Source organism: Paenibacillus sp. FSL H8-0280 (assembly GCF_045040665.1).
Lineage (GTDB): Bacteria > Bacillota > Bacilli > Paenibacillales > Paenibacillaceae > Paenibacillus > Paenibacillus xylanexedens_A.
The window spans coordinates 3,147,512-3,171,015 of record NZ_CP150296.1 but is presented as its reverse complement, the minus strand read 5'-3'; the positions used below and the strand labels follow the sequence as shown (position 1 = coordinate 3,171,015).

The 23,504-nt window shown below is 43.0% G+C and carries 21 protein-coding genes and 1 riboswitch; of the genes, 2 read left to right on the top strand and 19 right to left on the bottom strand.

The annotated features are described in order from the left end of the window. Nucleotides 1-6: 6 nt before the first annotated feature. Nucleotides 7-1,026 carry a Gfo/Idh/MocA family oxidoreductase gene (locus MHI12_RS14110; protein ID WP_405172728.1) on the bottom strand — a complete coding sequence of 340 codons (1,020 nt, stop codon included), beginning with the start codon at nucleotides 1,024-1,026 and terminating at the stop codon, nucleotides 7-9. 179 nt (nucleotides 1,027-1,205) lie between these two features. Between MHI12_RS14110 and MHI12_RS14105 the strand changes: the two genes are divergently transcribed. Next, entirely contained in the window at nucleotides 1,206-2,075 is an 870-nt protein-coding gene (locus tag MHI12_RS14105) for a MurR/RpiR family transcriptional regulator (RefSeq protein ID WP_405172727.1), read from the top strand. 39 nt (nucleotides 2,076-2,114) lie between these two features. Here the strand turns inward: MHI12_RS14105 and MHI12_RS14100 are convergent, their stop codons facing one another. The 6 genes from MHI12_RS14100 to MHI12_RS14075 form a co-directional block, all read right to left on the bottom strand. Further along, nucleotides 2,115-2,468, bottom strand: coding sequence for an MmcQ/YjbR family DNA-binding protein (locus MHI12_RS14100; protein ID WP_405172726.1), 354 nt, complete (start codon nucleotides 2,466-2,468; stop codon nucleotides 2,115-2,117). Nucleotides 2,469-2,609: 141 nt separating this feature from the next. Beyond that, nucleotides 2,610-4,016, bottom strand: a complete 1,407-nt coding sequence (locus MHI12_RS14095) for a DEAD/DEAH box helicase (RefSeq protein ID WP_339184885.1) — start codon at nucleotides 4,014-4,016, stop codon at nucleotides 2,610-2,612. Between the two features lie 117 nt (nucleotides 4,017-4,133). Then, nucleotides 4,134-4,448 (bottom strand): DMT family transporter, encoded by a 315-nt coding sequence (locus tag MHI12_RS14090; RefSeq protein WP_405172725.1) that lies wholly within the window; start codon nucleotides 4,446-4,448, stop codon nucleotides 4,134-4,136. Further along, nucleotides 4,448-4,786, bottom strand: coding sequence for a multidrug efflux SMR transporter (locus tag MHI12_RS14085; protein ID WP_036608190.1), 339 nt, complete (start codon nucleotides 4,784-4,786; stop codon nucleotides 4,448-4,450). Before MHI12_RS14085 ends, MHI12_RS14090 begins: the two co-directional genes overlap by 1 nt. Nucleotides 4,787-4,887: 101 nt before the next feature. Next, nucleotides 4,888-4,988: riboswitch (guanidine-I (ykkC/yxkD leader) on the bottom strand. A 70-nt stretch (nucleotides 4,989-5,058) separates the two neighbouring features. Continuing rightward, a complete protein-coding gene (locus MHI12_RS14080; RefSeq protein WP_405172724.1) occupies nucleotides 5,059-5,688 on the bottom strand; it encodes a pentapeptide repeat-containing protein in 630 nt (209 codons plus the stop codon). Between the two features lie 11 nt (nucleotides 5,689-5,699). Continuing rightward, complete coding sequence (locus MHI12_RS14075) at nucleotides 5,700-6,464, bottom strand: class I SAM-dependent methyltransferase (protein WP_405172723.1); 765 nt, start codon at nucleotides 6,462-6,464, stop codon at nucleotides 5,700-5,702. A gap of 538 nt (nucleotides 6,465-7,002) precedes the next feature. On the opposite strand from MHI12_RS14075, the gene MHI12_RS14070 reads away from it, so the two are divergent. After that, nucleotides 7,003-7,920 carry an AraC family transcriptional regulator gene (locus MHI12_RS14070; RefSeq protein WP_100528053.1) on the top strand — a complete coding sequence of 306 codons (918 nt, stop codon included), beginning with the start codon at nucleotides 7,003-7,005 and terminating at the stop codon, nucleotides 7,918-7,920. 177 nt (nucleotides 7,921-8,097) lie between these two features. Here MHI12_RS14070 and MHI12_RS14065 read toward each other — a convergent pair whose 3' ends face one another. From MHI12_RS14065 to MHI12_RS14010, 12 genes are all read right to left on the bottom strand, one after another. Continuing rightward, entirely contained in the window at nucleotides 8,098-9,177 is a 1,080-nt protein-coding gene (locus MHI12_RS14065; protein ID WP_340904457.1) for a low specificity L-threonine aldolase, read from the bottom strand. Continuing rightward, on the bottom strand, nucleotides 9,174-9,596 hold the full coding sequence (locus MHI12_RS14060) for a MarR family winged helix-turn-helix transcriptional regulator (protein ID WP_405172722.1): 423 nt from the start codon (nucleotides 9,594-9,596) through the stop codon (nucleotides 9,174-9,176). The genes MHI12_RS14065 and MHI12_RS14060 overlap by 4 nt, the downstream gene beginning before the upstream one ends. Before the next feature lie 239 nt (nucleotides 9,597-9,835). Next, nucleotides 9,836-11,554 carry an ABC transporter ATP-binding protein gene (locus MHI12_RS14055; RefSeq protein ID WP_100528051.1) on the bottom strand — a complete coding sequence of 573 codons (1,719 nt, stop codon included), beginning with the start codon at nucleotides 11,552-11,554 and terminating at the stop codon, nucleotides 9,836-9,838. Nucleotides 11,555-11,556: 2 nt separating this feature from the next. After that, the gene (locus MHI12_RS14050; RefSeq protein ID WP_235200730.1) at nucleotides 11,557-11,931 is read right to left on the bottom strand and encodes a hypothetical protein; all 375 of its coding nucleotides are present in this window, start codon (nucleotides 11,929-11,931) and stop codon (nucleotides 11,557-11,559) included. 175 nt (nucleotides 11,932-12,106) lie between these two features. Then, complete coding sequence (locus MHI12_RS14045; protein WP_405172721.1) at nucleotides 12,107-13,048, bottom strand: alpha/beta fold hydrolase; 942 nt, start codon at nucleotides 13,046-13,048, stop codon at nucleotides 12,107-12,109. A gap of 57 nt (nucleotides 13,049-13,105) precedes the next feature. Further along, nucleotides 13,106-15,232 (bottom strand): serine hydrolase domain-containing protein, encoded by a 2,127-nt coding sequence (locus MHI12_RS14040; protein ID WP_405172996.1) that lies wholly within the window; start codon nucleotides 15,230-15,232, stop codon nucleotides 13,106-13,108. Between the two features lie 195 nt (nucleotides 15,233-15,427). Beyond that, nucleotides 15,428-16,789, bottom strand: coding sequence for a sensor histidine kinase (locus tag MHI12_RS14035; protein WP_405172720.1), 1,362 nt, complete (start codon nucleotides 16,787-16,789; stop codon nucleotides 15,428-15,430). Further along, nucleotides 16,786-17,460: a response regulator transcription factor gene (locus MHI12_RS14030; protein ID WP_036608200.1), complete on the bottom strand. Its 675-nt coding sequence runs from the start codon at nucleotides 17,458-17,460 to the stop codon at nucleotides 16,786-16,788. The genes MHI12_RS14035 and MHI12_RS14030 overlap by 4 nt, the downstream gene beginning before the upstream one ends. A 162-nt stretch (nucleotides 17,461-17,622) precedes the next feature. Beyond that, on the bottom strand, nucleotides 17,623-19,710 hold the full coding sequence (locus tag MHI12_RS14025) for a serine hydrolase domain-containing protein (RefSeq protein ID WP_405172719.1): 2,088 nt from the start codon (nucleotides 19,708-19,710) through the stop codon (nucleotides 17,623-17,625). A 32-nt stretch (nucleotides 19,711-19,742) separates the two neighbouring features. After that, nucleotides 19,743-21,200 (bottom strand): alpha/beta hydrolase family protein, encoded by a 1,458-nt coding sequence (locus tag MHI12_RS14020; protein WP_405172718.1) that lies wholly within the window; start codon nucleotides 21,198-21,200, stop codon nucleotides 19,743-19,745. A 39-nt stretch (nucleotides 21,201-21,239) separates the two neighbouring features. Next, nucleotides 21,240-22,160 carry an alpha/beta fold hydrolase gene (locus MHI12_RS14015; protein ID WP_405172717.1) on the bottom strand — a complete coding sequence of 307 codons (921 nt, stop codon included), beginning with the start codon at nucleotides 22,158-22,160 and terminating at the stop codon, nucleotides 21,240-21,242. 193 nt (nucleotides 22,161-22,353) lie between these two features. Next, nucleotides 22,354-23,340: an alpha/beta fold hydrolase gene (locus tag MHI12_RS14010; RefSeq protein ID WP_405172716.1), complete on the bottom strand. Its 987-nt coding sequence runs from the start codon at nucleotides 23,338-23,340 to the stop codon at nucleotides 22,354-22,356. Nucleotides 23,341-23,504 lie beyond the last annotated feature (164 nt).

The window sequence follows — 23,504 nt, the reverse complement described above, 5'->3', positions numbered from 1 at the left end:
ATTTGTTTACTTGCACGCTGCTATACCTTGTTCCAGAATCCCCATCGCGGTAATCGTTTCTTCATCTTTGATGACCTTATCCTTGCCATGTACAATGGCTTGATAGATATCGTCATACACTCGGGCGTAGTCGCCAATCTCCGAAACCACTTTTTCCTCATGATAGATTCCTTCATCATCCAGATAGGTCAAGACGCCATAGTGCTGTGGGAGATCCACGCCAAAATCAGCATGTCCCTTCGGCAGATAAAACAATTTCAGATGTTCCTCCTGACGATCCTCCGTTTGTTTCACAAACATCCCCTTCTTGCCATATACCACAAAGCTTGGACGGGGCTTCAAGCGGAAAAAGCTTGATTTGACGGATACCTTGAGGGTGGAATAATAAAAGTCCAGGTCAAAGTAATCGTTCATTCTTCCCTCACCAAGCAGTTGACGCACATCGGAATGGATGGTATCCGGCTTGCCAAAGTAGGACAACACCTGGTCGATGGTATGCACCCCATGCCCGTATAGATAGCTGTGATATTTGGAAAAATGAGAGGTGTTGTTTGGGATTTCTGGGCGATAGTAATCGTAGTGCATCTCTACTTCCAACAGATCCCCCAGCTTGCCTGTTTCAATTACTTTCTTCGTTGTAAGGAAGTCCGAATCATAACGTCTGTTCTGATAACATTGGATCACCAGATTCTTCTCTTTGGCGTATTGGAAGATGGATATGGCCTCGGCCTGTGTTAACATGAACGGTTTCTCCACAAGCACATGTTTTCCGTGATCAAGTGCCATTTTCGCGTACGAATAATGGGACTCTGTATGTGTGCAGACCACCACCAATTGAATCTCCTCATCATTCATCAACGTGGAGACATCATCCGTATAGTTTACGTCAGGTATACGATCCCACTCGGTTTTATCCAGATTGCGTGCGTATATGGTCTTTACGTTCAGATGATCCCGAATCAATGAAAACGGAAGGTGGTATCGATTCGTGCTTTTGCCATTACCAATGTATCCGATGGTTAACATAATCATTCCCCCCAAGGCTGTTTTTCATTTATTATAAAAGAAGACAGCCCTGAATAAAGCCTTTGCAGCCATAACGGTATAATCGACCATTTTTAGGTACGCCTAAAGGTCTGTCTGTAAACAAAATGTTTAATGAATGCCCGTAATCGACGTTATTCAACTTATTTGGGGTGAACTTATTGAAAATACTAACTCAATTAACCGACATGCATAACTTTACACCGAATGAAAAAAGCATCGCTTCCTACATACTGACTCATAAGGACCGTATTCTTCACTTCAATGTGCAAGAACTTGCAAAAGTCACCTATACCTCTCATTCGGCAATTAACCGACTCATCCACAAACTTGAACTCTCGGGCTTCAAAGAATTCATGATTCGACTTGCCCAGGAATTTGAACAGGACTCCGCCCAGAACATATCCAATGTGGACCCTAATTATCCGTTCCGTCTGGGTGAGTCTTCGCTTCAAGTGGCAAAAGAAATTGCCGAATTAATGAAGGAGACCATCGAAAAGAATGTAGCCTATATGGACGATGACTTGCTGTCACATACAGCGCAATTACTGGATCAGGCTGATCGAATATTCATCTATGCATTGGGCGATTCACAGATCCGGGCGAAAAGTTTTCAAAATAAACTGTTCAAAATCAACAAATATGTAGTCATTGCCACCGAGCTGTCTGAATGGGCGCACCATACCGTCAATATGACGACAAGAGACTGTGCTATTTTCCTCACCTATCACGGAAAATCTCAGAGTTATATTACAGCGGCCCATCATTTTAAACGTGAACACATCCCTTTTATCACCATTACGGCAACCAGTCAGAGCGAACTGGCAAAGCTCAGCACGATCTGTATCCGAGTGCCCGATGATGAAGTGAAGCTTGCCAAGATTGGATCTTTTTCTTCCCAAATTGCTTTTGAATACGTGTTAAACGTCATCTACTCTTGTATCTATAAAATCGACTACGCGACGAATAGACAGACATCAGCCGAGACATATGAGAAACTCCAGGTCACTGACCTGATGAACGACGAGTAGCATGAGTTAATGTGTGTTAAATCAAATAGAAATGCTTCACTATTCGGCCAGAGATTCCCGAGCGCTTTTCGGAAGGGATTGGACAACCATATCATAAGAGTGATCGATCATGACATAGACATCCTCATCTGACAAGGAACCATCCAGCGTAATGGTATTCCAGTGTTTTTTGTTCATATGATATCCTGGTCGAACGGCTTCATGCTGCTCTCTCAGGTTCTCTGCAATAATGGGATCACATTTCAAGTTCAATAGACCATTTTCTTCTTTGTCTTCGAAAAGTAATGCGAATATTTTCCCTCCGACCTTAATCGCGACTGGATCAGGCCCAAATGGATAATCCTTGGTCGCACCTTTCTTCTTCAAACTGTATTCAATCATCGTATCCTTCAAGTCATTACCTCCCTTTCACCAGTGGACGATATAATGATACCGAATGTAAGTTCGTATGTAAATAAGCTCGTTGCACATAAAAGCACATAATAAAACCCTCTCCATATGATGGAGAAGGTTTTATCTGGATTTATTTAACTCTTAATTGGCTCTATCATTCCTAGTTTTGCTGCTGCGGCTGAATGAGCCATGGTTTGATTTACTGCTACTGCTGTTTGATCTACTGCTATTGGGTCTACCGTCGTTTGAACGACTACTGTTTGATTTACCACTCTTGGCAAACCATTCGGATTTGGGCTTGCGTGCCGGGTTAGCTTTGGACTTCGCCGGTTTGCCTGCAGCCGATTTGTTGAACGAAGGTTTACTGCCTGATGCTTTGCTGGTTTTATCAAACACAGGTACACCTGTCATTGGATACGGATGACCTTTCACTTCAGGAATCGTCTTTTTGATTACTTTCTCGATATCCTTCAGGAATGGAAGTTCATCCTTCTCGCAGAACGAGATGGCCATCCCGCTTTTGCCAGCTCGACCTGTACGGCCAATACGGTGAACATACGTTTCCGGAATGTTAGGCAGGTTAAAGTTAATGACATGTGACAGTTCCTCCACGTCAATTCCTCTTGCCGCGATATCCGTCGCAACTAATACACGTGTTGCACCACTCTTGAAGTTGTTCAGTGCACGTTGTCTCTCGTTCTGAGACTTGTTGCCGTGAATAGCCTGTGCCGTAACATTCACTTTAGCCAAATCACGTGTAACCCGGTCAGCGCCGCGCTTCGTGCGTGTGAACACCAATGCCGTGACGATGGATTTATCCTCCAAAATTTGGTTCAACATCTGCTGCTTCTTGCCATTCTCCAGCAAATAAATAGACTGCTCAATGCGGTCTACCGTTGAAGATACCGGTGTGATTTCTACTTTGACTGGATCAACCAGCAGGGTTTTAACCATTTTGGTGATTTCAGGAGGCATCGTAGCTGAAAAGAACAGCGTCTGCTTTTTGTTCGGCATTTTGGCAATAATTCTTTTCACATCATGAATGAAGCCCATGTCCAACATCCGGTCTGCTTCATCCAGAACAAGAATCTCAACCATCTTCAGATCAATACGTTTCTGGTTAATCAGATCGTTCAATCTGCCAGGTGTCGCGATAATAATATCTGCACCTTGATTCAGCGCACGCTCTTGTACTTTTTGCGAAACGCCGCCAACGATTGCCGTACAACGAATGTCCGTATACCGGCTATATACCTTGATGTTATCCGCGATCTGAATAGCCAGTTCTCGTGTTGGTGTCAAAATTAATGAGCGAATATGTCGTGCGGACTTTGATCCTTGCCCTTTGGATCTTTCGCTTAATAATTGAATGATCGGCACTGAAAATGCTGCCGTCTTGCCTGTTCCTGTCTGTGCACATCCCAGCAGATCTCTGCCAGCTAATACAGCTGGTATGGCCTGTTCCTGTATAGGGGTAGGATTAGTATAGTTTGCTTTGCTTAACCCTTCCATAATAGAGGGGATAATATTTAAGTCCTTAAATGTCATGTTGTCTCCTTCATTTACGCACATCTATCAATAAGACGCATCTTTTATTTCACACGTAACGTATAAGGATACCATTAAAAACGCAATTTGTACATTATCTTTTTAAAATCACTTTGTTTAACTGACCAATTTAAGACCAACTGCCGATCCGAGCACCATAGCGATAAACAGAATTCTTAGGGCATTTCGAGGTTCTCCATAAAACACCATGCCCAGAATGGCACCACCGGAGGCTCCAATTCCCGTCCATACGGCATATGCTGTCCCCATCGGAAGAGTTTCCATTGCAATGGACAGGAACGTGAAGCTTAAACCAAACCCGCCTACCAATAGAACCAGTGAAATGAAATTACGGTCTTTGTGCAACTTGTTTATCATCAGCACTCCGATCATCTCAAATATACCTGCCAAGATAAGAAATACCCAGTTCATTATAGCTGCACCTCCTTATTCTTCTCTTTGCTCAGCATTTTAAGACCAATTACGCCGAGTAAAAGCACACCAATGAGTACCATTTTTCCGGTTTGAACAGTCGCATTAAACAGAACAATCTCTGCAAGCACCGTACCAGCGGTACCCAGGCCAACAAATACTGCATATACGGTTCCCACAGGCAGTGTCCGCGAAGCTGCAATCATCAAGGAGAAACTAATAATAATTGCAACCAACGTAAACCCCCATTCCAGCAGACCACTGGCATGTTTCAATCCAATGACCCAACCCACTTCAAACAACGCAGCAATCACAACTGACATCCACGTTTTATTCATTCTGGTAACACTCCTTCTCTACTACATTTTTTTGTAAAACCCGTAAGGTCATTAGCGTAAAAACAAAAAAAGCCCGGGAAACAAACTGCATGTAGCAGTTCATCTCCCAGGCTTTTATCCCTCCGTGGCACAACCAACTGGTTGCGGGTTTTCTCTCGGACCAGACCGACATATACATCGCGGAACCCTAGAAAACCTGTTTTTATTCTAATGTGACTACAATTATACACACTTCCACTATCTTGGCAACCCCTTATATGCGAGCATGCCATTTATTTGATAATCAAACCCATTAATCCTACAAATGTGGCGGCTTGATGTGGTGAAATCACACAACCGTTGAGATCTTCCATGGTCAACACCAAGGAGTCAAATTCGCAATTGCTAAGATCCAAATCCTTCATTTTGGTTCCCGTTAAGGAAGCTTGGTCGATGTTACATTGACTGAACTCCATTTTTTGCAGTGCCAGATAGGCAAAGTCCGCACCAATCAAGGTACTTTCCGAGAAGGAGACCTGTTTCAGATGGGCAAAACGGAAATTGCTGTAGTCGCCTAGACCATGAAGGAAACTGACATTTTGCAATCGACTATTAGAAAAATCAGTTCCGACAAACTTGCAGTTATGCCATTCGATCCGGTGCATGAAGGCACCAGAGAGATTGACATTGGAGAAGTCGCAGTGTTCGAACCGGACATCGGTGAATTCAAATTGTTCCAAGGCAGACTCCGAGATTGTCACATGTCTAAATACAACATTTTCAAAGGAAACCTTACTCGCTTCCTGTTGATCCAATGTAATGTTCTCGATCAGTTTGTGTTTGTACTCCACTTTGGATTCCAGGAATGCAATCGTTTCCGGTTCGAGCAACTGCTCCTGAATCTTGGGTTTGTCCATTTTCATCCCGTATTCCCCTATTCTTTAATAGCTACAACTCGCAATCGGCTTCTGTCCAGATACCACTGTCCATCCCGCATCAGTTGTGACTGTACTTTTTTCTCAACAGCTTCCATAATAACATCCTGTTCCGCAGGTGTGATACCACTGAATAAATACTGCCCGAAGCTGGTCAACCACTTTCTGGCACCTGGCTTGAACGGGGTAAATTGATCCACGTGCTGAACCAGACTAACTCGAAATCCGTGTTGCTCCAGAAGATTAGCATATTCGCCAATGGTCGGGTGATACCACGGATTCCGTCCTTCCCATTTGTATCCACGGGCATCCAGTTCTTCCTTTACCGCTGTAATTAATATAGCCGTGTTACCATTTGCAGCAAACTCAGCCACGAATCGCCCGCCCGTCTTGAGCGCTACCTGTATTGATTGTACTACAGCTGGAGCATCCTTTATCCAATGCAGAACGGCATGAGAGAAAACCGCATCAAACGGTTCTTCTGTCCGATAATGACAAGCATTTTCGACTTGAATATTCATATCAGGGTATTTCTGTTTAGCTTGCCTAATCGTCTCTTCTGAAAAATCTATACCTGTTGGCAGCGCTCCTGCGGCTGCAATTTTGGCTGTCAGATCCCCATTGCCACAACCCACGTCAAGAATACGTTCACCTTGGGATGGCTGGAGCAATGATAAGATAGGTGTGCCCTGTAACGTAACAAAAGGAGCGGAATGACCACTCGATGATTCGTTCACTTGACCGGATGAATGTCCGTTATTCATAGATTATAATCTCCTTCTCAATTAAGGATCTAATGTATCTATAATAACTTTAATATAAAGGAACTGTCAATTCACTTATCAGATCACTATAAAAAAAGCCGCCGAATGGCGACTTTAACATTAAGAATTCGGATCGACTGAGATTTCCTGTTAGCCCACATATTCCATATTTCACACTCTCCTTGAATTTGTTCTGTAAACTGATGTTGTCTCGACCTCTTCGGTAACTAGCTCTAACCAGCATGTAAAGTATATCTCTCGATGTACGGAATTTTCTTCATACTTAATTTGTGATTCGAGCCTGTCAATTAATATTTGCCTCACATGGTTTGATAACCACTTCATCACTTTGTTCACCCAACTTTTCGATAAACTTTAATCGCTTGGCTCTGTTAACATACTCTTAGTATGCCGAGTCATGGGCTGCAAGCGGTATATCAATCGTCTTAATTGATTGCCTGATCCTCTCAGGCCCTCTTTTGGTTCTGTACGGTAAGCTTTATAATGTAAGTAGGTTAAATCCGTGAGGAGGATACATATGACCGAAGAAATATTTCAACCAAAACAGGAATTGAGTGACCTGATCAAACGCCATTCCAATCATAACGGTGCAATGGAAACGGCGATCCCTTCCCTGTTTGTCTATCACCATTCCAAGATTAGTGAACCGGCATACAGAGTATATAAACCTTCATTTTGTGTAATTGTTCAAGGGTTGAAAGAAGTATTGCTCGCACAGGAGCGTTATGAATACGGACCTTCCAATTACCTGATTGCTTCCATGAATCTTCCGGTCATCGGGCAGATTATCAAGGCATCCGCAGATGCACCCTACTTAAGTCTTAAGCTCGAATTCACACCGAACCAAATTCTCGAAGTACTTAACGAATGTAATATCAAGGTAACATTCAACGAAAACGCCAGACGAGCCATGTTTGTAGGTCAGATGGAATCGTCCATTCAGGATGCTGTACTCCGACTTGTTCGATTGCTGGATACGCCGGGAGAGCTTCCGTTTCTGGCTCCGTTGTACATTAAAGAAATCCTGTTCCGTCTCCTTCAAGGGCCTTACGGAGGAGAACTGGCGCAGATTGCGGTTGAAGGTAGCAGCACTTATCGGATCAGAGAAGCGATTGAGTACATCGTTCATCATTGGGAACAGCCATTTCGCATTGAAGATCTGGCTGAGACCGCGAGTATGAGCGTCTCTTCATTCCATCGTCACTTCAAAGAGATCACAGCTATGAGCCCATTACAATTCCAGAAACAATTAAGATTACAGGAAGCCCGGCGACTTCTGATGGCCGAATCTGCTGACGCGGCAGATGTAGCGTTTCGGGTTGGTTACGAGAGTGCTTCTCAATTTAGCCGCGAATATGCACGCATGTTCGGTGCGCCGCCAAGAGCCGATATCCGACGGCTGAAAGAGAAATATGACATGGCCTTGAGTGAGTAACCGAGTATTCACTCTCTATCTCACAACTATCACACAAAAGGCATACCAAAAAAGGACAACCACAATGAGTTGTCCTTTGTTCAGTATCAGAATTCTGCGTAATATCTTTTGGAATTTTCAAAATACTCGTATTTATGAAAGGAAATCGGAGCTGTTCTCCTTAATTTTTGAACAAGATTAGACCAATGCTTCGACCCGTTCTGGCACGTGGATCTCTCCGTGCAATAATTGAGTGATGTCACGAGTCAGTGCATCCACATTTTCCTGCTGCGTTGCCCAGCTGGTACAGAAGCGCACCGCACTATGTGTATCGTCAACCTTTTCCCAGAAGGTGAACGTATAACCGTTGCGTAATTTCTCAAGCAAACGATCAGGCAGAATCGGAAACTGCTGGTTGGTTGGTGAATCGTACAGGAAGCGTACCCCCTGCTGTTCGAGTGAGTCATGAATTCTCAAGGCCATATCTACGGCATGGCGAGAAATATCGAGGTACAGACCATCTTCGAACAACGTTTCGAATTGGATACCTAGCAATCTGCCTTTGGCAAGCAGGCCACCTTTTTGTTTGATCATATAACGAAAATCAGGTTTCAGTGCATCATTCAGGATAACAACCGCTTCTCCCATCAATGCGCCAATCTTGGTTCCCCCGATGTAAAACACATCACACAAGCGAGCAAGATCAGCAAGTGTCATATCGCAAGCGCGTGAAGCGAGTGCATATCCAAGACGTGCTCCATCCACGAAAAACGGAAGACCACATGCTCTGCTCACTGTATGCAATGCTTGCAGTTCTGCCTTGCTGTACATCGTTCCGTTCTCGGTTGGCTGAGATATGTAGACCATTCCTGGTTGAACACAGTGTTCCGGCGACGACTCATTCATGTGCGCATCGTAGACTGCTCTAACCTGCTCAGGCGTGATCTTTCCGTCCTCGCTTGGAACTGTGAGTACCTTATGTCCCGTAGCTTCAATAGCTCCGGTTTCATGAACCGCAATGTGTCCCGAGGACGCAGCAATCACACCTTGATATGGACGCAAAATAGAGGCAATCACCGTTGTATTTGTCTGTGTACCACCAACCAGGAAATGAACATCAGCTTGCTCATTGTCACAAGCCTGACGAATAAGCATTCTCGCCCGTTCGCAGTGTCCATCCGTGCCATACCCGCTCGTCTGTTCCATATTGGTTTCCATCAGTCTTTGTAAAATGCGTTCATGCGCACCTTCGTTATAATCACATTCAAATCGTATCATCGTGTTGTCTCTCCTGCCTTCTTGTTCAACTTCTCTTGTATGTTCATCATGGAGGTGTATACCTCTTGAATCTCTTCTTCATTCAATTCTTGCATCAGCTTCAGGATCTGTTGATCGGATCGGTCATTCAATTGGGCATACAGTTCCTCACCCTTGGCTGTCAGACGAATCAGACTGACCCGGTTGTCGGCCGCAGAATCCACTTTCACCAGCAGTCCTTCCTTGGACAGCTTGTTCACAATTCGGCTCATGTAACTGCGATCAATGGTCAGTGTATCTACCAGATTATTCGCAATGCTCTCTCCCCGAATTCCAATCTCAATAATGACTCGTACTTCTGCAAACGAATACCCTGTTCCGAGAATATGCTTATCGAGTACACCAAGAATGTTGGTATAAAAACGGTTAAAACGTCGCATGTCAGCCAGTATATCTGGATTTATGTACTGAGAGTCGATGTCAAACCCTCCTTTTTAGTGGACATTGTCAACATTATAATAATCACGTTAGTGGACGTTGTCAACATTATATTTTACATAGCATTTTATAACTTCATTTTTAATATCCAATCAATAAAAAAAGCCGCGCATATGCGCGGCAAGGTTGTTCTGTCATCGGAGTGACGAGTGTAATTATTTTTTTGTTCAATTTACATGGATTAAGAGTGACTATATTGCACCTGATGAAGACGGCTGTATATCCCTCCAGCGGCGACCAATTCCTCATGGTTGCCCTGCTCAGCGATACCATCTGTGTTTACTACGATGATTCGATCTGCATTCTTGATAGTTGTCAGTCTGTGTGCAATCACAAGTGTAGTTCTGCCCACCGACAATTCAGCGAGTGATTGCTGGATCAGTGCTTCCGTTTCCGTATCCAGCGCTGAGGTTGCCTCATCCAGAATAAGAATGGGTGGATTTTTCAAGAACATACGAGCAATAGATAACCGTTGCTTCTGTCCTCCGGACAGCTTGACTCCACGCTCGCCAATGACAGTATCCATACCATCCGGCAACGTAAGAATCAATTCCTCCAATGAGGCACGACGGGCGGCATCCCAGATTTGTTCATCCGTTGCACTCAGATCACCATAAGCAATATTCTCCTTAATGGTACCCGAGAACAAAAATACATCCTGCTGAACGATTCCGATATGTTTGCGCAAGGATTGAAGCTTAACGTCGCGAATGTCCACACCATCTACAGTGATACGTCCCTCTTCTACCTCATAGAATCGGGGCAACAGGCTACAGATTGTCGTTTTACCTGCACCCGAAGGTCCAACAAAAGCAACCGTTTCGCCTGGTCGAACAGACAGACTGATATCACTTAGAATTCGCCGACTGGATTCATATCCGAACGAGACGTTCTCGAAGCGAATATCACCCTTCACACTTTCGAATTCAACGGCGTTTTTGCTATCCGCAATTTCTGGTTCCGTATCAATGATCTCCAGATAACGCTTGAAACCAGCAATACCCTTTGGATAACTTTCTATGACGGCATTGATTTTCTCGATCGGGCGGAAGAAGATATTGGACAGAAGCAGGAAGGCCATAAAGTCACCCATATTGATTCTGCCATCGATATAAAACCAAGCCCCGCTGATCATGACAAACACCGTAACCAGTCGCATCATCATATAACTGACCGAGATACTTTTTGCCATCGTTTTGTAGGCAAGCAATTTGGTTTTACGGAAATTCTGATTGTCCACCGCAAAAAGTTCTTTCTCATGTTCTTCGTTGGCGAACGATTGCACAACACGCATACCCCCGACGTTGTCTTCAATACGCGCATTGAAATTGCCGACGTCTCCGAAAAGTCGCCGATACGTCTTTGTCATGCGACCACCAAATACGATAATGACCCAAGCCATAATTGGGATAATGATAAAGGTAAGCAGCGCAAGCTCCAGATTAATGTTAGCCATCAGCCAGAACGATCCGATTAATGTCATCACTGCGATGAATACATCTTCAGGTCCATGGTGAGCAACCTCGCCGATATCATTCAGATCATTCGTAAGATGACCAATTAAGTGGCCTGTTTTACGATTATCAAAGAACCGGAAGGACAGCTTCTGCAAGTGAGCGAACATCTTCTCACGCATGTTGGTCTCAATGTTAATGCCCAGCATATGTCCCCAATATGTAACTACATAGTTCAATACGGTATTAAGTGCATAGATGGATAACAGCACGACGCAGGCAAGCATAATGAGAGGCCAATCCTGACCTGGCAACAATTCATTAATGAATTTGCTGACGGCAAGGGGGAAAGCCAACTCCAGAAGACCTGCGAGTACAGCGCATCCAAAATCAATCAAAAACAGTTTTTTATAGGGACGATAATACGAAAAAAAACGACGAATCATACTTATTCACTCTCACTCTCCAGATCCTTATTGGGGTTTACATCTTCATTTTGCAGCTCGAAAAGATGGATATACTCGTCGATGACCTGATCAATCGCTTTTAACTCCCCACTGATCACCGGGCGAATATGTTCATACTCCTCCTGTCCAAGTTGTCGGACAAGCGTTGTTCTCCGATTCTGCATTTGTTCCAGAAATACAAGAATTCGGCCGCGACGGAATGTCTGCGCACCACGGCCCCGTTTTCCCTCATGTTCACCATGACCTCTTCCACGTCTGGAACGTTCACCACGTTGCTCATTGTCACTCATATCGCGTCTCGGACGCTCACCTTGACGTACACTTCCATCCATCTCTTCGATAGGACGATCTCTCATTTGTGCCACCCCCATTACGTGTATACATATGTATACAACATATTCATGTATACGATTGTATACGCGACAAAAAGAAGTGTCAACCTAAATTTCCCAATAGATAACGAAGTATGTATATTCACCATCTCCCCAACAGAAAAAAGCCGCGATTTCGCGACTTCTTTTGTTGGCGACACTATTTTATCTCACTCATAAACTTTCTATATTCTTGAACCATTTCTTTGGATCGGGTGTGATGCAAATAATGTTCTCCATCAAATGTCATCACTTTTCCATGCACAGAATCTTTGACTTGCTCTTCATGCAAGGGTATCCAGCCTTCTGTTTCCGTATCATTCGCTTGTAAGAAGAAAATCACAGGAAGATCTTTGGGGAAGGACAGGTTCTCAGCTGCTTTGAAATTAGGACCAAAGTTTTCACCTTCATTCAGGTTGTTCGGATTAAACGTATTTTTGAGTGAAAGTATTCTAATTTGTTCTCTGGTCTCATCATCAACATCGGGTGCAATCAGTTGATCAGGGGCCAGTTTCATTAACAATCGGTAGAATCCTGATTTTTTAAGCAGTTTGTACGTTTCGGTTGGAAATGGATCATCATTACCTCCCTGCGTTGGGACACTGCTCTCAATTCCGACAAATGAACTTACTTCGTTTGGATATTTGTTCACATAATCCAGGCCGTATATCCCTGAAATGGAGTGAGCCATGAGCGTGTAATTATGAATACCAAGTTGCTGTAACGCTTCATGAATTTCACTAACCATATTTTCAGTGGTACGCTCTTTTTCAGTTACGTCACTTAATCCATAACCAAAAGGCTCAATGACAACAACTTTGTAAAATGGTGATAACTCATCGATAAGCGGTTTGAAATCAAGGGCTGGGGCAGGTGTTCCGTATCCAGGAAGCAATACCACCGTTTCTTTGCCTTCTCCTTGAATCAACACATTCATGTTTTTCCCGTCAACTGCTACAAACTGACCATAGGGTTTTATTTTCCCTTCTTCCGATTTGTTGCTAAATACATTAACAATAAAAACAGTGGCAATAAATAATGCAAAAGCGATAACGATGGCTCCGAATATTTTGAGCAAAATGATTAATATTTTTTTCATCATGATGGTTCTCTCCTGTTGAGTTCGTTTGGTGTTCAGCCGTTTGGAAATCCATTCATTTTATTTTTTTAATGAAATTTCGAATTTGGAGCCAGCATCACCTGCAAATACAATACGGCCGTTTTCTGGTAAAACAACTTCATTTTTACCGCTGACCATGGTGTGATTAATACAAATTCCGGTCTGATCATAGACGGCAAAGGCTCCCTTTGCAGGCATCTTCACTGTCATGACTTTCCCTTTCGCAGTAGCTGGTACCGAAAACCATTTGGCATATCCATCTGCTTGAATGGTTGTGGCGGATTGTTTACCCGAATAGATTGGTTTTACCAGTTCCTCACTGGCGTATACATAACCTAAGGCTGTAAGATACTCTCCACCGTTCTTTTTAGAGAATTGAATGTCCATCGTATCACGTCCGGCAGTACCCGGAATCTGCAAAAGATTGGCTGCTTCGTTTGCTCCCATAATCTTATGATTGGACATATACCCTGGATTCTCTTTATTCATATGGATAGGCAGGATCGATGAAGCATTGAGATAGACCATGGATGTGTATTTCTCATTCACCAGATAATATTTTTTACCATCACGCTTTGCCCATGCGGCGTTAATCTCCTTGGATAATTTATTGGCTTCAAGCTTCTCTCCGTTATATTCTGAGAAAGCCAGCTGTCCGAGTCCTGGAACGGATATATAAGATCGTGACCACAAGTAGGTTTTCCCATTTTTATCCACAACGAATTTCAACTTGTCTGTACCTTCGTTATTAACAAAAGTACCATCTGCTGTATAGGTGTATTCTTGAGCCGGATTACTCGGAGCTGTAAGTGAAGATACAGTCATTTGTCCAGCCGTATTTATTTTGATCTTCATAACTGAATTATTGCCACCATATATACCTGCAAACTTGGAGACTTCCTTAGGCATATTGGCCTTCACGGGTACGCCAAATGATTTTTCTGGCTTCCGTTCTGTAATGATGTCCTTTTCCTCAAGTGCACTGAGTAATAATTCATTCGCAATGAAATTATTGGTTAAGCTTGACCCGCCTGAAGAGATAACGGCTCCAGCCATATTGTATTCCGGAAGTACCACTAATGAGGACTGATAAGATAACGTATCTCCACCTTTCATAACGGCCTTAATGCCGTACTCGTTGAATGGGAACAAGTTCACACTATCCCACCCCAACCCATAAGACATCAGCGTATCGCTATCCTCTGGCCACATGCCTCTTTTATATTCTTCTTGCGCCATAGCTTCTACAGACTTACTGGAAAGAATACCATCAACTTCTCCCGTGAAGATTCTTGAAAATTTGACCAGATCTTCAGCGGTGGAATACAGACCTCCAGTACCGATGATATTATAATTCTCTTTTGGAAGTGGTCCCTTATAAAAAGGGGAATAGATTGCCGCCATGTCTGACGGATTAAGCACATCCTGTGGTGATTTGGTATGTTTCATATCCAAAGGCTCCGTGAAATACTTGTGTATAAATGCGGTATAACCGATGCCGCTCACTCTTTCGACCAGAATCTCGGCTAACGTAAAGCCATCGTTGCTGTAGACTGAGTATGCGCCGGGATCTGCTTTCAGGTTTTGATTCGCCAATTGCTCCAGAAACGTATCATGTGAATACGTGTCATTATCTCCGTACAATGTGGCATTGCTGGTTGAGGTGCCCAGAAGACCGGAGGAATGATTCAGCAACATACGGGGTGTGATCTGTTTGTATCGGTTATCTTTCATTGTAAAGTCAGGCATATAGTTCACAACAGGTGCATCCAAATCAATCTTGCCTTCGTCAACCAGCTTCATTACAGCGGCTGTAAGCATCATTTTACTGGTTGAACCAATGCCATAGACGGTGTTCGAAGTAAGAGGCACCTTATCGTTTATATCGTTTTTGCCCGTTTGACCGGACACCACAATCTCTCCACCATCGATGAGCGCATATTGCAGACTCGTCGTACCATATGTCTCGGTCAGTAATTTGGCTTTTTCGATCACGGCTTTCTTTGTTGTCTCATACGTAAGGTTGCTGTTGTTCATGGGAGTCGGTGCGGCCATTGCAGACATTGGGGCAAGTATCGTCAGCATGAGAGTCACAGCAGCTATAGTATTTCTCTTTCTTGCTCTCCTCACACTCATCTTCAGTTTTGTTACCTCTCTTGGTTTCATTCTTGCATCTACTCCTGTCTTCATCATTGTGTTAAGCCACCTTAACGTGGGCGCTAAAGACAATATAACAAACCAAGATGTCCCCCTAATGACTGCAGCATGAACGGAGGATGAACAGGCAAAAAAAAGTTTGCATCATCATACGCAAGGAGGTTTATACAGGGTGTCATAACCTAGTGAAGGCATGAAATCCAATCACTCTGTGGGTGTTGTGATTAGCAAGATGACTATGAAGGTCGTTCCTCGTCCATATTCGCTCTCCACCCGGATGTCCCCTTGATGAAGCGAGACGATCTGCTTTACAATAGCTAGTCCCATACCGCTTCCTTCATATTTCTGACTGTGGGAACGATCAGCTTTAAAGAATCGGTCAAATATACGCTTTTGGTCTTCCGGGAGAATCCCAATACCCGAATCCGATATGCGGATCGCCACGTTCTTGATATTCTGTTTGATCGTGACGTTAATTCGGGCACCATCTTTGGAAAATTTGATGGCATTGCCTAGGATATTGATCCACACCTGATTTAACTGGTCATGATCGGCCGTGATTTTGGTGGGCTGCAAATCAAGATCGAACTGAATGTTACGGGCCGACCATTGGGGTTGAATAGCGACGATTACTTGTCTGATCTGTTCATCCAGACTGAGCGTGGCGAGCCGCATTTGCAATGATTGAGATTCAAGCAAACTCAGCTTTAGCAGACTATCACTTATTTTGGACATTCGTGCAGTTTCAGTGATGATAATATCGAGATAATCGCTTCTTTCGTCATCCGGGAGGTCTACCTGCTTGAGCGCTATAGCAAAACCGGAAATGGAAGTGAGCGGAGACTGAACTTCATGGGACACGTTTGCTACGAATTCCCTGCGCATCTGCTCAAGCTGCTTTAGATCGTGCATCATTTCTTCGAAACTACGAGCCAGAGTACCTATCTCACCCTTTTGTTTAATATTAAGCTTGACATTGAAATCTCCGGCAGCTATAAGCCGGGTCGCTTCTGTCAGCTTTTTGATCGGTCTCACCAGAAACATAGCCGCAATTAGTATCAATAGGCTTCCTGCTATTAACGAACAAATCATAAAAGTTAAAACAAACTTGATGAGAAATGAGGTGGAAGAGGAAGTGAGGGGCTCTACAAACATTGCTTTGCTTCCCATTTCAGTTTTTATCGGCAATCCCAAGAAGAACGTATCGATCCCATTGAATTGGACCCTTTCCCCATCCAGCACTTTCTTCACTTGTTCTGTCGTCACTAGGAAAGGATGTTGTCCTTTAAGTTCTCCATAGGATTGGAATTGATCCGTTGCTTTATAGATTCGAATGTGATAGGAATTGAGTTGTTTCATTTCACTTATAAACATTTCTGCTTCATGTAACGGCAATGTCTCGTAGATGCGGACGATATCCTGGCCAAAGTCAAGCAAGGAGCCTTGTAAGTTTTCGTTTAATTTATCTTGAAATATCCAGGTTGTAGCAAGAAAAGAAAGGATTATGCCCCCGATCACGGAGACCAGAAAGGTCAGGACTACGCGTGTATACAAGGAACCGATCACTCTTGCACCTCAAGCCGGTAGCCAAGCCCGCGCACCGTTTCGATGCGAAAATCGGATATAGCTGCGAAACGTTCGCGTAGACGTTTAATATGCACGTCTATCGTTCGATCATCGCCAGTATAATTAATTCCCCAAACTTGATCGATTAATTGCTCCCGCGTATAGACTTGTCCCGGTAATCCAGCAAGTTTATACAATAATTCGAACTCTTTAAGCGGCAAGGTGAACGACTCTGTACCCCTCAGGACCTTATAAGTCTGCCGGTTCAGAATAACGTTTCCTAATTGGATGGTCTGCGTTAATCCTATACGGTATCGTTTCAACAGTGCCTTGACGCGAGCCATCAACTCAAGCGGATCGAATGGCTTCGTCATATAGTCATCTGTCCCGAGCTGAAATGCTTGTACTTTCTCCCAGGTCTCGTTTCTTGCCGTCAACATTAGTAACGGAAGATCCGGATTGGCTCTTCGAAGTTCCTCACATAATGCCCAACCGTCCATGACTGGCATCATAATATCAAGAATAACCAAATCGACTGGCGTGGAGGTATAGATAGCCAGGGCTTCCTTTCCGTCTACGGCGTTGATGGTTGTAAATCCGTCGTTGCGCAAAAATAAACAGACGAGTTTGCGAATGTTCGCATCGTCGTCAGCAACCAATATCGTAGGCATCGTTTCCACTCTCCTAAAAAAGAATAATTCTTCAGTTGAGCAAGAGCGAAGATTTCTAACTGAAGTGACAAACTAATTATAGTTAAATTGAACAAAAGCAGCCGATTACTTTGATCGGCTACTTTCTTAGTTTCTTTCATAAAACTAACTACGGCACAACATCTATTTTAATGAAATTTCGAAAGTGGAATCCACGTCACCTGCAAATACAATGCGGCCGTTTTCTGGTAATACAACCTCATTCTGACCGCTGACTACGGTGTGATTAATACAAATACCCTTCTGATCATATACGGCAAAGGCGCCAGTTGCAGGCATTTTAACCGTCATGACTTTTCCTTTCACCGTTGCTGGTATCGAAAACCATCTGGCATATCCGTCTGCTTGAATCGTTGCTAGAGATTGTTTACCCGAATAGAGTGGTTGTACCATTTCCTCACTGGCGTATATGCTACCAACGGCTGTAATGTACTCTACTCCGTTCTTTTTAGCAAAATAAATCTCCTTTGTATCACGTCCAGCCAGGCCAGGGATTTGCAGCTCCGTGACTGCTTCGTTTGCTCCAATAATCTTAGTATTGGCTACATACCCAGGGGTCTCTTTGTCCAAATGAATAGGTAGAATTGGTGCCGAATTGAGATAAACCGTTGATGTATATTTCTCATTCAGCAGGTAATATTTTTTACCTTCACGCTGCTCCCATGAGGCCTTAATATCCTGGGATAATTCATTGGCTTCCAGCTTCTCCATTTTATATTCGGAGAAAGCCAATTGTCCAAGTCCTGGCAAGGATATATAAGATCGATACCACAGATAAGTCCTTCCATTCTTCTCCTTAACAAATTTCAACTTTTCCGTGCCTTCATCGTCAACAAAAGTACCATCCGCTGTATAGGTGTATTTTTGAGCCGGATCACTTGGAGCTGCGGGTGTGGATACAGTCATTTGTCCAGCAGTATTCATTTCGATCTTCTTAACTGAATTATTGCCGCCATATATACCTGCATTCGTGGCTATTTCTTTAGGTATATCTGCCTTCACTGGAACACCAAACGATTTTTCCGGCTTCCGTTCTGTAATAATGCCCTTTTCCTCAAGTGCGCTGAGTAATAATTCACTCGCAATGAACTGATCTTTGGCACTTGTCCCACCTGATGAGGTAACGGCTGCAGCCAGATTATATTCCGGCAGTACGACTAATGATGAGTGATACGATATGGTATCTCCACCTTTTGTTACTGCCTTGATACCATATTCACTGAATGGGTACAGATTTACACTATCCCACCCTAATCCGTAAGATATAGACGTATCGCCATCCTCTGGCCACATGCCTTTTTTGTACTCTTCTTGCGCCATGGCTTCTACAGACTTATCGGTAAGAATGCCTTGGACCTCTCCCGTGAAAATTTGTGAAAACTTCGCAAGATCTTCAGCGGTGGAATAAATGCCTCCAGTAGCGATAACATTATAATTCTCTTGTGGAAGCTGACCCTCATACATAGGAGAATAGATTCCCGCCATTGCTGCCGTGTCAACCACATCCTGCGGTGTTTTGGTATGTTTCATGTCCAAAGGTTCCGTAAAATATTGGTGTATAAATGCTGTAAAACTCATGCCGCTAACACGTTCAACCATAATCTCGGATAACGTAAAACCATCGTTACTATACACGGAGAATGCACCGGGATCTGCCTTCAGGTTTTGACTCGCCAATTGGTCCAGAAACGTATCATGTGAGTACGTATCATTATCCCCGTACAATGTGGCATTACTGCCCGTGCCTCCCAGCAGACCGGAAGAATGATTCAACAGCATGCGTGGTGTGATTTGTTTGTAGCGATGATCTTTCATCTGAAAATCAGGTATATAGTTCACAACAGGCAGATCCAAATCCACCTTGCCTTCTTCAACTAACTTCATAACAGAAGCTGTGAGGAACATTTTACTCGTTGATCCTATGCCATAGATCGTATCCGGCGTAAGAGGCACCTTGTTGTTTTTATCGTTTTTACCCGTCTGACCGGACACCACAATCTCGCCACCATCGATAAGGGCATATTGCAGGCTTGTGATTCCATGTTTCTCAGTGAGTAACTTGGCTTTCTCCATCACCGTTTTCTTGGTTGGTTCATACGTATGATCACTGCTACTTGTAGTAGGCGCAGCCATTGCAGACATTGGAGCTAACATGGTTAATGCCAGCGTTAACACGGCGATTGAAGTTCGTTTTCCCTTTTGTCGTCCCATTCACATCATCTCCTGAATTTTAAGTGTTTTGGTTATTTGATTTCTTCTGGGTCTACAAATTTCACCTCTGGATACAAGTCGTTTGGTCCCTGAATCAGATCTCCACCCGTTCCTTTCAGTTGCTTGTTAAAGAAATCGAGTACATATTGATTTACGATGTTTGATCCTCTTTTACCATTGATATCTCCTGTGATACCGGACAGTTTAACCAGCTCTGAATAGAACTGAAGGTCCGTGAAATTGAAGTGCTGGGTTCCTTCTACATAGATCACTTTTCCCCCATGATTCATAACATTTTTCATAATGTGCAGCTCATCTGAAAGAGATTTAGTTACTTCATCATCCGAATTTCTATCCATTTCAAAGTTGGCGAACCAGTCTTCAAAACTTCCCGATCGGATGAACATAAACGGCTTGTTTATATCATCTCTATTTTCCACTTCATATAGTGACCCATCCATATTAACTCCGGCCTTGATTCTCTGATCTAAATACGTTGCATTAAACGCGGTTGCCCCCCCAAAAGAATGCCCCATCGCGCCGATGTTATTTAAATCGATCTTCCCTTTAAACTGACTTTCGATTGCACCTGAATTCAGCTTTTCAATTTGATCGATTACAAACTCCACATCTTTCGTCCATATACTCCCTGTTTTTGTACGTTCATCTAGTGTAGTCGTGCTTTTTTTATAATCCGTTACACGGCCATCTGGAAAAAGAGTAGCAAAGGTGCTATACGTATGATCGATGGTGACCACGATATACCCATGACTGGCCAGATTCTCGGCCTGTGATGCATGTAAAACTCTACTGGTTCCCATACCATGAGATAGCAGTACCACGGGATAAGGACTTGTAGAAGGTAATATTTCAACATTTTCATAAGAGTTGGTTTGACTATACTTCAAGTAGTCGAGCAAAAATTCGGGCAGTTTTAAAGAATTAGAGAAGCTCTGAATATACTTTTTGAACATTTCTTTATCTTTTGGAAACAGCGTGTCACGCTTGTTATTATTGCTGTTTTCAGTTGGGTACCAAACTTGAACCATTAGTTCTCTCTTATCGCTTTGATCTTCAGTGAAGATTTCGTCTCTGTTCTGGTCTGTTAAATGAAATGTTTGAGTACCCACCTTCTCTGGACCATCAAGCTTCGGCAGATTAAAAACAGGTAAGTATACAGACAAGACGGTAGAACCAACAAGCAGAATAACGATTAAGGAAGATAAACTATATTTCAAGAACTTCCCTATTTTAAGGTTCATCATCTTTTCGGAATGTCTGAATAAAACGATGATTATGAATAGAGCCGTCATGATATATACCAAAAGCAACTGCCATCTGTATCCCTCAACAAACAATTGAACTAATAATATAACGCTACTTCCTATACCCAAACCCAAGCCTATTTTCTTTGCACTTCTTTTAATAAATAGTAGGTCTATGAGTAACGCGAAACAGGATAGTACTAACAGTATCTCAAATAATCTCAATTGAATTCCTCTCTCTCATCACGGACTTTTACAGAATTTTCACTTCGCTTCGTTCATGAATGCTCTAATATCTTCAGCTATTTCTTTGAATAACGTATGGTGCAAGTAATGTTCGCCATCCATGGTGATTACTTTCCCATGTACTGAATCTTTGATCTGCCCTTCATGCAGCGGTATCCATCCTTCTACACCTTCATTATTAGCTTGTACAAAGAGTAGAAGTGGAAGGTCTTTAGGGAAGGTTAATCCTTGGGCTCCTTTAAAATTGGAAGCAATATGGTCCATTTCATTCAAAGTCGTGGAACTGTTCGAGTTTTTATTCGACAGCATGTTCATCTGCTCTACGGTATGTTCATCAAATGCGAGTCCAGCATAGGGGTCACTACTAAATTTGACCACCAATCTTTGGAGACCTGATTTTTTAAGAAATGCGAACGTTTTAGTAGGTAATTTGGCATCCATACCCGGTTGGGTTGAAACACTGCTATCAACTCCGACAAATGCCGTGACCTCATCCGGATATTTGTTCACATAATCAATGCCATAAATGCCTGCAATGGAGTGACCCATGAGCATGTACTGATGAATATCGAGTTGCTGCAGAGCTTCATGAACTTCACTTACGATATTCTCTGTGGTTCGTTCTTTTTCAGTAGCATCACTTAATCCATAACCGAATGGCTCAACCGCCACAACTTTGTAATATGGTGATAGTTCGTCAATGAGCAACTTAAAATCAAGCGTTGGTGCAGCTGTTCCAAAACCAGGCAGAAGTACAATCGTTTCCTTGCCTTCGCCTTGAATGAGCACATTCATATTTTTCCCGTCTACAGATACATGCTGACCATAGGAATCGATTTTCTTGGCCTCTGAATTACTACTGATCACATTGGTGATATAAACAATACCTAGAAATAGAATAATGGCGATTACGATTGCTCCTACTATTTTCAGTATCATGTTTCTCACTTTTTTGGCCTTTGATCTATTCTTTGTTTTCTTTTCCGCAGGCTGCGTCGTCAGTGTTATCTTCTCCTGTCTTGAACTGATAGTTCGATTTTCTTTTTTGCTGCTAATGAAATCTTATCCAATGAAAATGTACTCCCCGTGACGTCAATATGAACTGAATATGAACAAGCCAATTCATTTATATTTACTGCTGCGTCATAAATCCCCTGAATTTTTCAGCAATTTCTTTGGCATGGGAACGATACAAATAATGATTTGCTTCCAGCAACACCACTTCACCACGCACAGAGTTCTCTATTAACTTCTCGTGTTCCGGAACCCAATTGTCTGCTGTCGGATGATTCTTTTGAACAAAGAAAAGAACCGGAAGATTAACAGGGAAAGTTAGTTGTTCAGATGCTTTAAAGTTGGAATACATACTTTCTGCCTCATTTAATTGCGTGGTATTATACATATTTTTGCGTATCAGAATGTTCAATTGTTCTTTCGTTTGCTCATCATAAGGCAGTCCATCATAAGGGTCAGCACTCAGTTTCAGTTGCACTCGGGCGAAACCCAAGTTGCGGAACCATTTAATCGGTTGTGTATCTGACGAATCAATCTTCTGTTCACTTATCGCTGGAACACTGCTATCCAGCCCAACATATGCACTTATTTCATCTGCATACTTGTTCACGTAATCCAGGCTATAGATCCCCGAAATGGAATGACCCATGAGGATATAACGATCAATATGTAGACGCTGTAACGCTTCATGAATTTCACTGACGATATTTGCTGTGCTACGTTCCTTTTCGGTCTGATCACTCAATCCGTAACCAAAGGGCTCAACAACGACAACTTTATAATATGGAGATAACTCGGAGATAAGAGGTTTAAAATCAAGCGCTGGTGCCGCTGTTCCAAAACCAGGCAGAAGCACAATCGTTTCCTCGCCTTCGCCTTGTATGAACACATTCATATTTTTTCCGTCTACGGATACATGTTGACCATACGGCTCCATTCTTTTTTGCTCCGAATAACTGCTGATTTTATTGACGGTATATACGATAGCTACAAAAAGTAAGATTGCTATAATGATTGCGCAAAGTACTTTAAACAAAATGTTTAACACTTTCTTGGTTTTGCTCTTACTCTGGACTTCTCTGTCTGCTTGTTGATTCACATTCATCTGCTCCTATCCTCATCTGTATATTGGCCTCGCAGGCTGCTTAAGAAATCCTAATCAAGAAAGATGTACTCCCCATGACCGGAATATGAACGGAGTATGAACAAGCAAAAAAAATGTCCTATGTAACATACAAGGAAGCTTGCATGTTACATAGGACATGAACA

Bases quoted from the DNA above. Each gene is read 5' to 3' on its own strand.
- MHI12_RS14090 (WP_405172725.1), bottom strand. From the start codon at position 4,448: ATGAACTGGGTATTTCTTATCTTGGCAGGTATATTTGAGATGATCGGA.
- MHI12_RS14060 (WP_405172722.1), bottom strand. From the start codon at position 9,596: ATGCGACGTTTTAACCGTTTTTATACCAACATTCTTGGTGTACTCGAT.
- MHI12_RS14110 (WP_405172728.1), bottom strand. From the start codon at position 1,026: ATGTTAACCATCGGATACATTGGTAATGGCAAAAGCACGAATCGATAC.
- MHI12_RS14030 (WP_036608200.1), bottom strand. From the start codon at position 17,460: ATGCCTACGATATTGGTTGCTGACGACGATGCGAACATTCGCAAACTC.
- MHI12_RS14015 (WP_405172717.1), bottom strand. From the start codon at position 22,160: ATGATACTGAAAATAGTAGGAGCAATCGTAATCGCCATTATTCTATTT.
- MHI12_RS14025 (WP_405172719.1), bottom strand. From the start codon at position 19,710: ATGGGACGACAAAAGGGAAAACGAACTTCAATCGCCGTGTTAACGCTG.
- MHI12_RS14075 (WP_405172723.1), bottom strand. From the start codon at position 6,464: ATGAATAACGGACATTCATCCGGTCAAGTGAACGAATCATCGAGTGGT.
- MHI12_RS14095 (WP_339184885.1), bottom strand. From the start codon at position 4,016: ATGACATTTAAGGACTTAAATATTATCCCCTCTATTATGGAAGGGTTA.
- MHI12_RS14055 (WP_100528051.1), bottom strand. From the start codon at position 11,554: ATGATTCGTCGTTTTTTTTCGTATTATCGTCCCTATAAAAAACTGTTT.
- MHI12_RS14065 (WP_340904457.1), bottom strand. From the start codon at position 9,177: ATGATACGATTTGAATGTGATTATAACGAAGGTGCGCATGAACGCATT.
- MHI12_RS14040 (WP_405172996.1), bottom strand. From the start codon at position 15,232: ATGAAACCAAGAGAGGTAACAAAACTGAAGATGAGTGTGAGGAGAGCA.
- MHI12_RS14070 (WP_100528053.1), top strand. From the start codon at position 7,003: ATGACCGAAGAAATATTTCAACCAAAACAGGAATTGAGTGACCTGATC.
- MHI12_RS14080 (WP_405172724.1), bottom strand. From the start codon at position 5,688: ATGAAAATGGACAAACCCAAGATTCAGGAGCAGTTGCTCGAACCGGAA.
- MHI12_RS14050 (WP_235200730.1), bottom strand. From the start codon at position 11,931: ATGAGAGATCGTCCTATCGAAGAGATGGATGGAAGTGTACGTCAAGGT.
- MHI12_RS14045 (WP_405172721.1), bottom strand. From the start codon at position 13,048: ATGATGAAAAAAATATTAATCATTTTGCTCAAAATATTCGGAGCCATC.
- MHI12_RS14085 (WP_036608190.1), bottom strand. From the start codon at position 4,786: ATGAATAAAACGTGGATGTCAGTTGTGATTGCTGCGTTGTTTGAAGTG.
- MHI12_RS14010 (WP_405172716.1), bottom strand. From the start codon at position 23,340: ATGAATGTGAATCAACAAGCAGACAGAGAAGTCCAGAGTAAGAGCAAA.